13 protein-coding genes are annotated in these 14,146 nt (G+C 70.8%); 3 read left to right on the top strand and 10 right to left on the bottom strand.

Annotated elements, in window-relative coordinates:
• The 6 genes from B7X32_RS10830 to B7X32_RS10805 all read right to left on the bottom strand — a co-directional run.
• On the bottom strand, positions 1–561 hold a 561-nt coding region (locus B7X32_RS10830; protein WP_292719364.1), incomplete at its 3' end, for an amino acid permease.
• Positions 562–815: 254 nt separating this feature from the next.
• Positions 816–1,451 (bottom strand): LysE family translocator, encoded by a 636-nt coding sequence (locus tag B7X32_RS10825; RefSeq protein WP_292719362.1) that lies wholly within the window; start codon positions 1,449–1,451, stop codon positions 816–818.
• A gap of 67 nt (positions 1,452–1,518) precedes the next feature.
• Entirely contained in the window at positions 1,519–2,724 is a 1,206-nt protein-coding gene (gene mmsB / locus B7X32_RS10820; protein WP_292719360.1) for a multiple monosaccharide ABC transporter permease, read from the bottom strand.
• Entirely contained in the window at positions 2,721–4,262 is a 1,542-nt protein-coding gene (mmsA, locus tag B7X32_RS10815; protein WP_292719358.1) for a multiple monosaccharide ABC transporter ATP-binding protein, read from the bottom strand. Before mmsA ends, mmsB begins: the two co-directional genes overlap by 4 nt.
• 65 nt (positions 4,263–4,327) lie before the next feature.
• Entirely contained in the window at positions 4,328–5,452 is a 1,125-nt protein-coding gene (gene chvE, locus B7X32_RS10810; RefSeq protein WP_292719356.1) for a multiple monosaccharide ABC transporter substrate-binding protein, read from the bottom strand.
• 350 nt (positions 5,453–5,802) lie between these two features.
• A complete protein-coding gene (locus tag B7X32_RS10805) occupies positions 5,803–6,816 on the bottom strand; it encodes a LacI family DNA-binding transcriptional regulator (protein WP_292719354.1) in 1,014 nt (337 codons plus the stop codon).
• Between the two features lie 156 nt (positions 6,817–6,972).
• Here B7X32_RS10805 and B7X32_RS10800 point away from each other — a divergent pair, with 156 nt between their 5' ends.
• Positions 6,973–8,604, top strand: a complete 1,632-nt coding sequence (locus B7X32_RS10800) for a beta-N-acetylhexosaminidase (protein ID WP_292719352.1) — start codon at positions 6,973–6,975, stop codon at positions 8,602–8,604.
• A gap of 33 nt (positions 8,605–8,637) precedes the next feature.
• Here B7X32_RS10800 and B7X32_RS10795 read toward each other — a convergent pair whose 3' ends face one another.
• Genes B7X32_RS10795 through B7X32_RS10785 form a run of 3 tightly spaced genes read right to left on the bottom strand, consistent with a single transcriptional unit; the run spans position 8,638 to position 12,220 of the window.
• Positions 8,638–9,294 (bottom strand): 2-dehydro-3-deoxyphosphogluconate aldolase, encoded by a 657-nt coding sequence (locus tag B7X32_RS10795; protein WP_292719350.1) that lies wholly within the window; start codon positions 9,292–9,294, stop codon positions 8,638–8,640.
• Entirely contained in the window at positions 9,291–10,913 is a 1,623-nt protein-coding gene (locus B7X32_RS10790) for a D-aminoacylase (protein WP_292719348.1), read from the bottom strand. The genes B7X32_RS10795 and B7X32_RS10790 overlap by 4 nt, the downstream gene beginning before the upstream one ends.
• Before the next feature lie 2 nt (positions 10,914–10,915).
• Positions 10,916–12,220 (bottom strand): alanine racemase, encoded by a 1,305-nt coding sequence (locus B7X32_RS10785; protein ID WP_292719346.1) that lies wholly within the window; start codon positions 12,218–12,220, stop codon positions 10,916–10,918.
• A 120-nt stretch (positions 12,221–12,340) separates the two neighbouring features.
• On the opposite strand from B7X32_RS10785, the gene B7X32_RS10780 reads away from it, so the two are divergent.
• The gene (locus B7X32_RS10780; protein WP_292719344.1) at positions 12,341–13,114 is read left to right on the top strand and encodes an IclR family transcriptional regulator; all 774 of its coding nucleotides are present in this window, start codon (positions 12,341–12,343) and stop codon (positions 13,112–13,114) included.
• A complete protein-coding gene (locus B7X32_RS10775; protein ID WP_292719342.1) occupies positions 13,111–13,524 on the top strand; it encodes a RidA family protein in 414 nt (137 codons plus the stop codon). The genes B7X32_RS10780 and B7X32_RS10775 overlap by 4 nt, the downstream gene beginning before the upstream one ends.
• Positions 13,525–13,591: 67 nt before the next feature.
• Here the strand turns inward: B7X32_RS10775 and B7X32_RS10770 are convergent.
• A partial coding sequence (locus B7X32_RS10770; RefSeq protein WP_292719341.1) for a KUP/HAK/KT family potassium transporter occupies positions 13,592–14,146 on the bottom strand: 555 nt, incomplete at its 5' end.

Here is a 14,146-nt window from a genome sequence, read left to right as displayed (position 1 = left end):
GAGGTGGGGCCTGATCCCCACCTCGACCACCGACATGATCCACTGCGCCCGCTCTGTCGTATGCACGCCGAAGATGACGGCCGCCGCCATGACGAGGAACCACACCGCGCCGACCAGTGTCACGAGGAGGGTGTTGTTCGCCTGGTCGGGGGCGAACAGGGCGACGGTCATCTGGCCGGCGGGCAGGGCTCCCGCGACCATGAACACCGTCGCCGAGATCACCAGTGCCCACCCGGCGAAGAAGCCGAGGATCGGGTGCAGGCCGCGGGCCACCCAGGAGAACGACGCACCGGCATGGCTGTCGACCCTGGCGAGGTGGCTGAACGCGAACGCGATGCCGAGCATCGGGATGCCGCACCACAGCAGGGCCGCGGGTGCGCCGACGCCGGCGGCGCCGATCAGCAGGGCGGTGCTCGCCGCGATGGAGTAGGCTGGCGCGCTGCCGGCCACGGCCATCAGCGTCGAGCCTGCCTTGGACACGCCGCCGGCCTGCAGCGCGTGCTCCTGGTAGTCGATCGCGCGTTGCAGAGACGTCTCTGTCTCAAGCGGATTCTGGGTCACTCTGTTCCCCTGTCTCATGGTCGGGTGTGGGGGATGACAGGGGGACGCTAGCACCACGCGTCCCCCCGCGCCTAGAGTCGCGTCCGATGATTTCGGCAACGATTTCCGCAGCGGGGCGATTCGACGCGAAATGGCGCGGATTCGCGCGGGAATTGACATTCAATGCATAGGTTTCCGTTGCGAGATCGACGCAACGGATTCGAGATGCGCAGGTGGGTGCGGCCGCCCGCCGGAGCGGGATCCGGAGGCCTCCGCTAGCGCACGTCGAGCGCGAGGCGCGCCCCGAACAGCACGAGCACGCCCCCGGTGATCCGGTCCATCCAGCGGATCACCCGGGCGGAGCGGAGCTTCGGCGCGAGCCGGTTCGCGCCGAGGATGAGTACGCCCAGCCACACCGTGCCGAGCACGCAGTGCACCGCGGCGAGCAGCAGCCCGACGAGAAGCGGAGACTGACCGGCAGGGACGAACTGCGGGATCGTCGCCATGTAGAAGACGCCGACCTTCGGATTCGTGATGTTCGTGACGAGCCCGAGCAGGAATCCGCTCCGCGCCCCGCCGCGGGCGGGGGCGACGGCCTCGGCGGTCGGATCCCACCCGCGGCGGAAGGTCTTCACGATCATCGCCGCGCCGAGGTAGACGAGGTACGCCGCGCCCGCGTAAGCCAGCACCCGGTAGCCGACCTCGCTCGCCGCCAGCAGCGCGGCGGCGCCGGTGGCCGCCGCAGCACCCCAGATCAACGTTCCGGCCTGGATCCCGAGCAGCGCGGCGAAGCCGTAGCCCCGCCCCCGGGTGATGGTGCCGCGGACCACGAGCGCCGTGTCGAGGCCCGGGATGATCGTGAGCAGGCCGACGACGAGCGCGAACGAGAACAGGGCCTGGGCGAGCGTCATAGGACGACGGTAGCGCGCCAGGGCCCCGCCCGCGGTCGCGGGGCGGGCGGGGTCCTGGCGCTCCTCGTCAGCGCCCGGAGCGGCGCTTGTTGAACACGTCGAACGCGACGGCGGCGAGCAGCACGAGGCCCTTGATGAGCGCCTGGTACTCGGTGCCGACGCCGAGGATCGACATGCCGTTGTTCAGGATGCCGATGATCAGACCGCCGATGATCGCCCCGGTGATCTTGCCGATGCCTCCGGTGACCGCGGCGCCGCCGATGAACACGGCCGCGATCGCGTCCAGCTCGAACCCGTCGCCGTTGCGGGGGCTGGCGAGGTTCAGCTGGGAGGTGAACACGAGGCCGGCGAGCGCGGACAGCACCCCCATGTTGATGAACAGCGTGAACGTGACGCGCGGGGTCTTCACACCGGAGAGGCTCGCGGCGAGCGGATTGCCGCCGATCGCGTAGATGTGCCGGCCCCAGACGCTGCGGGACATGATCGCGGAGTAGACCACGGTCAGCACGCCCAGGATGACCAGGGCGATCGGGGTGCCGTTGTAGCTCGCGAGCAGGTAGGCGACGAGGGCGATCAGCAGGCTCGTGAAGGCGAGCTTGGCGATGAACCACCACAGCGGCTCGTCCTCCACGGCGAACTTCCGCCGCGTCATCCGGCCGCGGATCCCGAAGCCGATCATCCCCAGCACGACGAGCACCGCCAGGATGATCGTGAGCGGTTCGACGACCGTCTTCCCGCCGCCGAGATCGGGCAGGAAGCCGGCGCCGATGGCACGGAAGCCGTCCGGGAACGGCGAGATCGCGGTGTTCTGCAGCGTGATCTCGGTGAGCCCGCGGAACGTGAGCATGCCCGCCAGCGTCACGATGAACGCCGGGATCTTGAAGTACGCGATCCAGAAGCCCTGCCACGCGCCGATGAGCGCGCCGAGCACGAGGCACAGCACGACGGCGACCGGCCACGGCACGCCCATCTTGGTGATCAGCACTCCGGCGGCGGCGCCGATGAAGGCGACGACGGATCCCACGGAGAGGTCGATGTGCCCGGCGATGATCACCATCACCATGCCGATCGCGAGGATCAGGATGTAGCTGTTCTGGATGATCAGGTTCGACACGTTGATCGGTGCGAGCGTGATGCCGCCCGTCGTGATCTGGAAGAAGATCACGATCACGATCAACGCGATGAACAGGCCGATCTGCCGCAGCTGGCCGGTGAGGAACTCGAACGCGCTGCGCAGCGAATTCGTCTGGGGGGTGATGGATGAGCCGCTCATGCGGAGCCCACCTCCTTCTCCTGGGTCATGTAACGCATGAGGTTCTCCGCCGTGGCCTCGGCCCGCGGCACGTCCGCGGTGATGCGCCCCTCGGCGAGGGTGTAGATGCGGTCGCAGAGACCGATCAGTTCCGGCAGCTCGCTGGAGATGACGATGACGCCCTTGCCCTCGCTCGCGAGCTTGTTGATGATGCCGTAGATCTCGTACTTCGCCCCGACGTCGATGCCCCGGGTGGGCTCGTCGAGGATCAGCACGTCGGGGGACGTGTTCATCCATTTCGAGAGCACGACCTTCTGCTGGTTGCCGCCCGAGAGCTTGCCGACGACCGCCTCGACGGAGCTCGTCTTGATGTTCATGCTCTTGCGGTACGACTCCGCGACGATGCGCTCCCGGCTCTCGTTCACCCAGCCGATCTTCGCGATCCGGTCGAGCGCGGCGATCGTGATGTTCCGCTCGACGTCGTCGATGAGGTTCAGCCCGAACCTCTTGCGGTCCTCGGTCGCATAGGCGAGGCCGTGGTCGATGGCCTCCGACACGGTCCGCGTGGAGATCTCGGACCCGCGCTTGTAGACGCGGCCGGAGATGTTCACGCCGTAGCTGCGGCCGAACACGCTCATCGCGAGCTCGGTACGCCCGGCGCCCATGATCCCGGCGATGCCGACGATCTCGCCCTCCCGGACGAACAGGTTCGCCCCGTCGACGACCCTGCGCTCGTGATCCAGCGGGTGATGGACCGTCCAGTCCTCGATCCGCAGCAGCTCGCCGCCGATCTTCGGCGTGCGGTCGGGGAACCGGCTCGCGAGGTCCCGGCCGACCATGCCGCGGATGATCCGGTCCTCGCTCACGTCGTCGGTGCGCATCTCGAGCGTCTCGATGTTGCGCCCGTCGCGGATGACGGTGACCTCGTCGGCGATCGCCCGGATCTCGTTGAGCTTGTGGCTGATGATGATCGAGGTGATCCCCTCGTCGCGCAGGTGCGTGATGAGCTCGAGCATGTGCGCGGAGTCGTCGTCGTTGAGCGCGGCGGTCGGCTCGTCCAGGATCAGCAGCCGCACGCTCTTGGAGAGCGCCTTCGCGATCTCGACGAGCTGCTGCTTGCCGACGCCGATGTCGGCGATCTTGGTGGCGGGGTTCTCCTTGAGCCCCACGCTCGCCAGCAGCTTCGCGGCCTCCTGGTTGGTGGTGTTCCAGTCGATCCAGCCTCCGGACTGGCGCTCGTTGCCGAGGAAGATGTTCTCCGCGATCGACAGGTACGGGCTCAGTGCGAGCTCCTGGTGAATGATCACCACGCCGGCGGCCTCGGACTCGTTGATGCTCCTGAAGGCGACGGGCTCGCCGTCCAGGAGGATCTCCCCGTCGTAGGATCCGTGCGGGTAGACGCCCGAGAGCACCTTCATGAGGGTGGACTTGCCGGCGCCGTTCTCGCCGCAGATCGCGTGCACGTGGCCGCGCTGCACGGTGATCGACACGTCCTGCAGGGCCTTCACGCCCGGGAACGTCTTGGTGATCCCGCGCATCTCGAGGATGTTGTCACTCATCTCGCTCTCCTTTCGTCAGAGAGGGTGGCTGCGGGAGCGTCCGCAGCCACCCTTTCGAGGGAGGATTACTTGAGCTGGTCCTCGGTGTAGTACCCCGTGTCGAGGACGGCCTGCTTGTAGTTGTCCTTCGTGACCACGACCGGCTCGAACAGGAACGTCGGGACGACCTTGGTCTTGTTGTCGTAGGACTTCGTGTCGTTGACCTCGGGGGTCTTGCCGTTCAGCACGTCGTCGGCCATCTTCACGGCCTCGCCCGCGAGCTTGCGGGTGTCCTTGTAGATCGTCGAGTACTGCTGCCCCGCGATGATCGACTTCACCGACGGGATCTCGGCGTCCTGGCCGGTGATGGTCGGGAGCTTGTCCGTCGCGTAGCCGGCCCCGGTGAGGGCCGAGATGATGCCGATCGACAGGCCGTCGTACGGCGAGAGCACCCCGTCGACCTTCTGGCCGTTCGAGTAGGTCGAGGCGATGAGGTCCTGCATGCGCTTCTTGGCGACATCGGCCTGCCAGCCCTGCGTGGCGACCTGGGTGAACCCGGTCTGACCGCTGCCCACCTTCACGACGCCCTTGTCGAGGTAGGGCTTGAGGGTGTCCATCGCGCCGTTGAAGAAGAACGTGGCGTTGTTGTCGTCCGGGCTGCCGGCGAAGAGCTCGATGTTGAACGGCCCCGCGGTGCCGGTGTCCTTGCCGGTCTTGTCGAGCACGCCGAGGCCCTCCAGGAGGCTGGTCGCCTGCTGCACCCCGACCTTGTAGTTGTCGAAGGTCGTGTAGAAGTCCACGTTCTTGTTGCCGTTGATGAGCCGGTCGTACGCGATGACCTTCACGCCCTTGGACGCGGCCTGGTCGAGCTGGCTGGACAGGGCCGTGCCGTCGACGGAGGCGATGATCAGGACCTTCGCGCCCTTGGTGAGCATGTTCGAGATCTGCTGCACCTGCGTGGGGATGTCGTCGTCCGCGTACTCGAGGTCGACCTTGTAGCCGAGCTTCTCCAGGCCCGCCTTGACGGCGTCGCCGTCGTGGATCCAGCGGGTCGACGTCTTCGTCGGCATCGCGACACCGACCAGGGCGCCCTTGTTGGCGCCGGGTTCCGCCGTGTCGGATCCGCCGCCGCGGTTGCCCGCGCAGGCGGTCATGGTGAGGGCGAGGGTGACGGCGGCTGCGACGCCGACGACCAGTCTCTTGAGCTTCATGTGATTCCTTTCGTCGAGCGGCCGCCATGGCGCGCTCGGGACAGCGGAGGGCGCGCCGATGACACGATCGAATCGCCCGGTCATGATCTGCGCCCCGCGGGGCGAGGATGACGTCCGCATCACTGCGGACGTCGGTTCGTGGTGCTGTTCGCACGGGGCCGATCGCCGCCGACCTCATGCGCTCCGACGGCGAGGAGGTTCGGAATCCGACCCCTTCGTCGCCACGGCTGTGACCGATCACACCCGCAGGAGCGATCATCTGGCGAACCGGTCACATTTGTCAAGAGAGGGACGGCAGGTCGCGACGGCGCCGGGCGCGAAGGGTGTCAGGGGCGGGCGTCGGCGGCGGCTCAGAGCGAGCGGGGCGCGGCGGTCGACGCACGCACGATCAGCTGCGGGACCAGGGGCTCCTGCGCCAGGTCCTCTCCGCCGAGCTGCGCCAGCAGCATCCCGATCGTCCGCCGGCCGAGCTCGACGAAGTCCTGACGGACCGTGGTGAGCGGCGGGAAGAAGTGCGCGGCCTCCGGGATATCGTCGAACCCGACGACGCTGACGTCCTCCGGCACCCTGACGCCGAGCTCGCGGCAGGCGTGCAGGAAGCCGAGCGCCATCGAGTCGTTCCCCGCGAAGACGGCGGTGAAATCCGGCATCCGGAGCAGGCTCATGCCGGCCTCGTAGCCGAACTGCGCGGTCCAGTCGCCCAGGAGCGGAGCGCGCACGCGCAGGTCGCGTGCGTCGAGCTCCCGCAGGTAGCCGACCATGCGCGCCTCGGCCTCCGTCCAGTTCTGGGGGCCGGCGAGGTGCACGATGAACTCGTGCCCGAGGTCGGCGAGATGGGCCACCGCCGCCCTGGCGCCCGCGATCTGGTCCATCGCCATCGAATGACGTTCGCCGCTCGGGCCGAGCGCCACGATGGGCACGTCCACGCTCATCCCGCCGACCTCGCTCAGGACCTCCTGCTGCGGCGCGATTACGATGATCGCCTCGACCGCGTGACTGAGCAGATCGTCGATGCTGGCGCGCACGGACTCCGGCTCGCCGGAGCGCAGATTGGCGATGGACAGCCGGTAGCCGGCGTCGCGCGCCGCGAACTCGATCGCGGTGATGGCCGTGGCGGGCCCGTACAGCGCGCTGTGCGCCGTGAGCACGCCGATCGTGCGGGAGCGGTTCGTCGACAGCGCCCGCGCGACGGGGTTCGGACGGTAGCCGAGCCGGTCGATGACCGACTGCACGTGCTCGCGCGTCTTCTCCCGGATCCGGTCGCTGCCGTTCAGCACCCGCGACACCGTCTGGTACGAGACTCCGGCTTCGCGCGCGACGTCGCGGATGTTCAGGGCGCGAGGCGGCTCGCTCTCCACAGCCACGCGCACCTCCGTTCCGATCGGTCAGACTCATTATCCGCGAGGCGCCGGAGGCGCCGGACCGTCGGCCGCTTCCCCTGCGGCGCCCCATCGGGAATAGGCTGGTTCCACGTCACGCAAACCCCGTTGCATACAGCGCAATCGAATCGAGGAGCCGCCGTGCTGAACCTTCTGCCCCAGCCATCCCGCGTCGAGGCCGGATCCGGCGAGTTCCCGCTCTCCCCGGCCGTCCGGATCCGCGTCGCGGAACCCCTGCGGGCGGCGGCGGAGCGGCTGCAGGAGACGCTGCGCGCAGGGCTGGGCCTGACACTCGGCCTGGCCGACACCACGGAGGACGAGCGCCCAGCCATCGCGTTCCTCGTCGACCCGCTCCTCGCCGAGGAGGCGTACGCGCTCACGGTGCGCGAGGACGGCATCGCGATCGCCGCGGCCGACGTCCGGGGCGCGCACCACGCGGTGCAGGCGCTCCTTCAGCTGCTGCCCCCGCGCGCGTACCGGCGAGCCCCCATCGCCTCGGATCCCGCCGTCGCCGTGCCGGCGGTGCGCATCGAGGACGCACCGCGGTACCGCTGGCGCGGCCTCATGCTCGACGTCGCACGGCACTTCGCCCCGACCGCCGAGGTGCTGCGCGTCATCGACCAGCTCGCCATGCACCGGCTCAACGTCCTCCACCTCCACCTCACCGACGACCAGGGCTGGCGGGCGCAGATCCGCAAGTACCCCCTGCTGACGGAGGTCGGCGGGTGGCGCCCGTCGTCGCAGCGCGGATCCGGGCCCGGATCCACGCAGGACGGCATGCCGCACGGCGGCTTCTACACGCAGGACGATCTGCGCGAGATCGTCGCCTACGCCGCCGCGCGCGGGATCACGGTGGTGCCGGAGATCGAGCTGCCCGGCCACGTGCAGGCGGCGATCGCGGCCTATCCGCGGCTCGGCCTGGTCGCCGAGCCGCTCGACCCGTGGACCGGATGGGGCGTCAACCCGCACGCGCTCAACGTCGAGGAGGAGACGGTCGCCTTCTTCTGCGACGTGCTCGACGAGATCATCGAGCTCTTCCCCTCCGACGTCATCGGCATCGGAGGCGACGAGTGCCGCAAGGACGAGTGGCGGGCCGACGCCCGCACCCAGGAGCTCATGCGCGAACGCGGCCTCGCCACGGAGGACGAGCTGCAGAGCTGGTTCATCGCCCGGATCGACGAGCACGTCCGCTCCCGGGGGCGCCGGCTGTACGGCTGGGACGAGATCCTCGAGGGCGGCACCGTCTCGGGTGCGACGGTCGCCTCCTGGCGCGGCACGGCGGGCGCGGTCATCGCGGCGCGACGCGGATCCGATGTGGTGATGTGCCCGGAGGACACGGTCTACCTCGACTACCGGCAGTCCGACTCCCCCGACGAGCCCATCCCGACCGGCCTCGTGACGACGGTCGCGCATGTGCGCGCCTTCGATCCGATCCCGACGGCGCTCGAGACCGAGCACCGCGGGCGCATCCTGGGCGGTCAGGCGAACCTGTGGGCGGAGCACGTCGACTCCGCCCGCCGCCGCGACTACCAGCTCTTCCCCCGGCTGTGCGCTCTCGCGGAGGCACTGTGGAGCGGACAGGATCCGGACGCCGTCGGCTCGTTCCCCGAGCGGCTCGATGGGCATCTCGCGCGCCTGGACGCGGCAGGGATCGAGTACCGCCCTGAGGCCGGGCCCCAGCCGTGGCAGCGGGTCCCCGGGGTGCCGGGCAAGACGTTCGACCGCGCGGAGCGCGCGGCCGAGATCGCCCGGCTCACCGCGAACCTGGCGTGAGCCCCGCCGCGCGCGTCAGCCGCGGAAGGCGCGTCAGCCGCGCGCGGCGGCGAGGAAGGCCTTCGCCTTCGCGGTGACCGCGTCCCAGTCGCCCGCGGCGACGTCGGCGGCAGAGACGACGCTCGACCCGGCCGTCACCGCGATCGCCCCCGCGCGCAGGTAGTCGGCGGCGTTGCCCTCGTGCAGACCGCCGGAGGCGACGAGGGGCAGCTGCGGGAGCGGCCCCGCGAGGTGCCGGAAGTACCCGGCGCCCACGGTCTCGGCGGGGAAGATCTTCACCGCGGCGGATCCCAGCCTGGCGGCGGTGAGCGCCTCGGTCGGGGTGAACGCGCCCATGATCACCGGCACGCCGTGCTCCCCCGCGACCTCGGCCACCTCGGCGATGACGGCGGGGGTCACCAGGAACGCGGCGCCGGCGGCGATCGCGTCGCGCGCCTCGGCCGCGGTCGTGACCGTGCCTGCGCCCACCCGCACGCCGCGGGCCTCGGCGCTCGCGGCGATGAGCCCGGTGACCCCCGGGGTGGTGAACGCGAACTCGACCACGTGGATCCCGCCCGCGGCGAGGGCCGCCAGCAGCGGCAGCGGATCCGGGATGCGCGCGAGGCGCGGCAGCGCGAGCGCCGCGTCCCGGCGCAGCAGCGCCATCACGTCCTCCGTCGTGGTCGCGTCGTCCTCGATGTCGGCGCTCATCGCGTCCCCTCCTTCGTCGCGCGCAGGCTCCGGCCCGACACGCTCTCTGTGCGTTCGCCGTCGCGGACCGCGAGCCGGCCGTTGACCCAGACGCCTGCCATGCCCGTCGCCGTCCGGCGGGGCTGCTCGAACGTCGCGCGGTCCTGGATGCGCTCGGGATCGAACAGCACCAGGTCCGCCGCGAACCCCTCGCGGACGAGGCCGCGATCGGCGAGGCGCAGTCGCCGGGCCGGGGTGGCGCTCAGGTGGCGGACCGCCTCCTCGAGCGTCAGCACGCCGAGCTCGCGCACGTAGCGCGCGAGGTAGCGCGGGAATGTCCCCCAGGAGCGCGGGTGCGGGCGGTCGCCGACGAGGATCCCGTCGCTGCCGCCGGTGTGCCGCGGGTGGCGCATGATGGCCTGCACGTTGTCCTCGTGGCCGATGTGCATGAGCACGCCCGTCGCGAACTCGTCGGCGAGGAGTATGCGGATGACGGCGTCCACCGGCTCCTCGCCGGTCGACGCGGCGATCTCGGCGATCGTGCGGCCGACGAGGCCTGCGAGCTCCGGACGGCCCACGCCGGAGATCTGGATCAGGGTCCAGTCGGCGCGCTCGCCGTGGAAGCCGTCGCAGCCGTCCACGTCCAGGGCCTGCACCAGGGCGTCCCGGTCGGCGCCGGCGGCGAGCCGGTCGCGCAGGGCGTCGAGGCCGCCGGCGGCGATCCAGCTGGGCAGGAGGGCCACGAGCGTGGTCGCGCCGGGCAGGTAGGGGTAGCTGTCCATCGTGATGTCGACGCCGTCGGCGAGGGCCTGGTCGATGAGCTCCAGGAACCGGGGCGCGGCGCTCGCGTTCGGCGCGAAGTTGAGCGTCGCGTGCGCGAGATGCAGTGCGCAGCCCGTCTCCCGGGCGATGCCGATCACCTCCGCATAGGCGTCGAGCGCGCCGGCGCCGTAGGACCGGGTGTGCGGGGCGTAGAAGCCGCCGTGCTCTGCCACCACCTCGCAGAGGGCGGTGAGCTCTGCGGTGTCCGCGTACATCCCCGGCACGTAGGTGAGGCCGCTGGAGAGCCCGACCGCCCCCGCCGACAGCGAGTCGGCGAGGATCGCGCGCATGTCCGCGATCTCGGATCCCGTCGCGCCGCGGCTGCCGGATCCGACCGTGAGCAGGCGCAGGTTGCCCTGCGGGACGAGCACCGCGGTGTTGGTGGCCGTGCCCTGCGCGAGCCGGTCGAGGTAGCCCGCCATGTCGCGCCAGCCGATCGCGAGCCCGGCGTGCCCGTTCCAGCCCGCGATCTGGCGGCGCACGCCGTCGAGGATCGCGTCGTCGACCGGCGCGTAGCCGATGCCGTCCTGCCCGATGACCTCGGTCGTGATCCCCTGTCCCACCTTGGCGATGTGCGAGGGGTCCGCGAGCACGGCGAGGTCGGAGTGCGCGTGCATGTCGATGAAGCCGGGGGCGAGCACGAGTCCCTCCGCGTCCCAGACGTCCGCGTCCTCCTCCACGCTCAGGGCGCCGGCCGGGGCGATCGTCTGCACCCGGTCGCCGCGGAGCAGGACGTCCGCGGTGCGGCGGGGGGATCCGGTCCCGTCGACGACGGTCGCGTGCCGGAGGAGGGTCGGTGCGGAGGAGGCGGGGGTCATGCTCAGAACACGGTCTCCACGGCGTCGACGACGAGGGGATCCGGTGCATCGGCGTCCGCGACGACGGGGATCAGGCGCCATTTGTCGAGCACCGTGCACGGGTGCGACAGCCCGAGCCGCACCACGTCGCCCACCCGCAGTCGTGACGCGGCACCGGAGGCTACGGCCTCGTCGCCGAGCCGGAGGAACAGGTGCTGGTCGTTGAGCGCGGACACGTGGCTGCCCGCGAGCACGTCGTCGTCCTCGGCGCGTCCCGCGACGCGCTGGGCGACCGGCAGTCCCTCGTCGAACGAGGCGTCGCGACGACCGCAGTCGAGCAGTGCGAGGCCCGGCTCCGGCCGCGACAGCACCCGCGCCCACACGTGCATCGCGGAGCGGAACGGCACGTCGCCGATCGTGCGGCCCATCGGGCTGATCCCCGCGTAGAAGCCGTCGTCGTGGATCTGGAACGCGCCGGAGCGCACCACGACGTCCGCGTCGGGGCACAGCGGCGGCAGCACGGCGCCGACGCGGTCGAAGTAGGCGCTGCCTCCCGCGGTCACCACGGGGCGCACGCCTTCCGGATAGAGGCCCGCGTCGGCGAGCTCGCGATGGAGGCCCGCGAGGTCGGCGAGGTACGCGTCCACCCGCGCGATCGCGGCGTCTCCGGCGTCGTGCGCGAGGGCGCCCTCATAGCCGCCGACGCCGGCCAGCTCGAGCACCGGCGAGGCGGCGATGGCCTCGGCGATCGCCCGCGCGGTGGCGCGGTCGCGGGCGCCGGTGCGCCCGCCTGCTCCGCCGAGTTCGACGAGCACGCGGAGCGGTCGCGGCGCGCCCCCGCTCAGCGCGGCCTCCATCGCGCGGACGACGTCGACGCCGTCCGCCCAGCTCAGGATCTCGGCCTCGGGATGCGCGGCCAGCTCATCGGCGATCCAGCGCAGCCCGATCGGATCCACGACCTCGTTCGCGATGAGGATGCGGCGCACGCCGTGGGCACGGCCGACCTGCGCCTGCCACGGCGTGGCGAGGGTGAGGCCCCACGCGCCGGCGCCCAGGGGCCGGTCGTCGAGCAGCTGTCGCCAGAGCGCAGGGGCCATCGTCGTCTTGCCGTGCGGGGCCAGCAGCACGCCGGCCTGCTGCGCCCAGTCGGCCATGCGCGCGACGTTGTGCGCCATCGCGCCCGCGTCGAGCGTGAGCAGCGGCGTGGCGAAGTCGGAACGCACGGGCTCCGTCGCCAGGAACTGCTCCACCGTGCGGCCGTGCGCGGACGGCGGGAAGGACTTGTCCTGCACGGACAGCGGGCTGGCACCACTCGAAGACGTCTGCACCCTTCCATGATGCCGTCGTGTTGCGTTCTATGCAATCGGCGTTGCATCCGGTTGCACCGCTGGATATCCTCGATCCATGCCCGCGTCCGACGTCTCAGCCGCGACCCCGGAGGAGCTCCGATGAACCAGACCGTGACCCGCGCGCTGGACCTGCTCGTCGCCCTGCAGGACGGCGCGCGCACCCTGGACGAGTGCGCCGAACGGCTCGGCGTGCACAAGTCGACCGTGCTCCGCCTGCTGCAGACGCTCGAGGCGCAGCGCTTCGTGACGCACGACGCGCAGCACCGCTACCGGCTCGGGAGCAGACTGTTCGACCTCGCCGGCGCCGCTCTGGCCCAGCGCGACGTGCGCGAGGTGGCCCGCCCGCATCTCGAGCGGCTCAACGACCGCACGGGCCAGACCGTGCACCTCGCCGCCTACGAATCGGGCGACGTCGTCTACATCGACAAGCTCGAGGCGCGCACGGGCATCCGGATGTACTCGCGCGTGGGCCTGCGCGCCCCGCTGCACAGCACGGCCGTGGCGAAGGTGCTGCTCGCTGATCTCCCCGCGTCAGCGCGACGGGAGATCGCGGAGCGCATCGACTACGTGCCGTACACGGAGCGCACCATCGCGAACGCGGCGGACTTCCTCGCCGAGCTCGACCGCGTGCGCGCCGACGACTTCGCGCGCGACAGCGGCGAGCACGAGAGCTTCATCAACTGCATCGCCGCGCCCATCCGCGACGGCAGCGGCGCGGTCGTCGCCGCGGCGTCCGTGTCGGTGCCGACCATGTCGCTGCCCGCGCACGAGGTGCTGGCGCTGCTGCCGCAGCTCGTGGAGGCGACGCAGGCGGCATCCGCAGACCTGGGCTGGGCACCGCGCCCCGCCGCCGACCGAGAGGAACGACCATGACAGAGCAGACCCGGAAGACCCGCGTGCTCACGACCGACGCCCCGGCCCCCGCTCACGTGTTCTCGCAGGGGGTGCGCAAGGGCCCGATCGTGCAGGTGTCGGGTCAGGGCCCTGTTGACCCGGCGACGAGCGAGTACCTCTTCCCGGGCGACGTCGCCGCGCAGACCATCCGCACCCTCGAGAACGTGCGCGCGATCGTCGAGGCGTCGGGGGCCACCTTCGACGACGTGGTGATGCTGCGCGTGTACCTGACCAAGCGCGAGGACTTCGCGATCATGAACGAGGCCTACGGCGAGTTCGTCACGAAGCACACCCCGAGCGGCGTGCTCCCCTCGCGCACCACGGTGTTCACGGGACTGCCCCGCGAGGAGATGCTCGTCGAGATCGACGCGCTCGCCGTCGTCGCCTGAGCGGCGGGCTCCGACGCCCGCCCCCGAGGTCCGGTCCCCCGAGGTTCTCGGCGGGACCGGATCCGTCTCAGAGCTCGATCTGCGACCCCATCACGATCACGCGGTCGCGGGGCAGCCCGAAGTGGTCGCTCGCGTCCGTCGTGATGTGCGAGGCCGCCAGGAACAGCCGCTTGCGCCAGCGCGCCATGCCGCCCCCGCGGCCCTCGCGCAGCTCGATCTTCGAGAGGAAGTACGTGGCGTTGTCCAGGTCGATCCAGCCCTGCGTCTTGTGCGGCGGGATGCTGCGCAGCGCGCGGGGCAGATCGGGCTTCTCCGCATAGCCGAATCTCGCGGAGATGTAGAGGATCCCGTCGGTCGGATCCCCCAGGTCGTCGACCGTGCAGCGCTTCGTCTGCGGGATGCGTGGCACGTTCTGGATGTCCACGGACAGGATGATCACCCTGGCGTGGCGCACGTGGTTGTGCTCGACGTTGGCGCGCAGCGCGAGCGGCGTCGTGGTGCCGCCGGGGTTGAGGAAGATGGCCGTGCCCGGCACCCGGTCGATGAGCTTCGGATGCGTGCGCAGATTACTCACGAAGTCGGCCAGCGAACCCTCCGCCTCGGTACGGCGCGCGGTGATGAG

Origin of the sequence: Microbacterium sp. 13-71-7 (genome assembly GCF_002257455.1) — a bacterium.
In the GTDB taxonomy this organism is placed as follows: Bacteria; Actinomycetota; Actinomycetes; order Actinomycetales; family Microbacteriaceae; genus Microbacterium.
The sequence above is the reverse complement of the archived record's forward strand: the minus strand, read 5'-3'. Positions and strand labels throughout refer to the sequence as shown.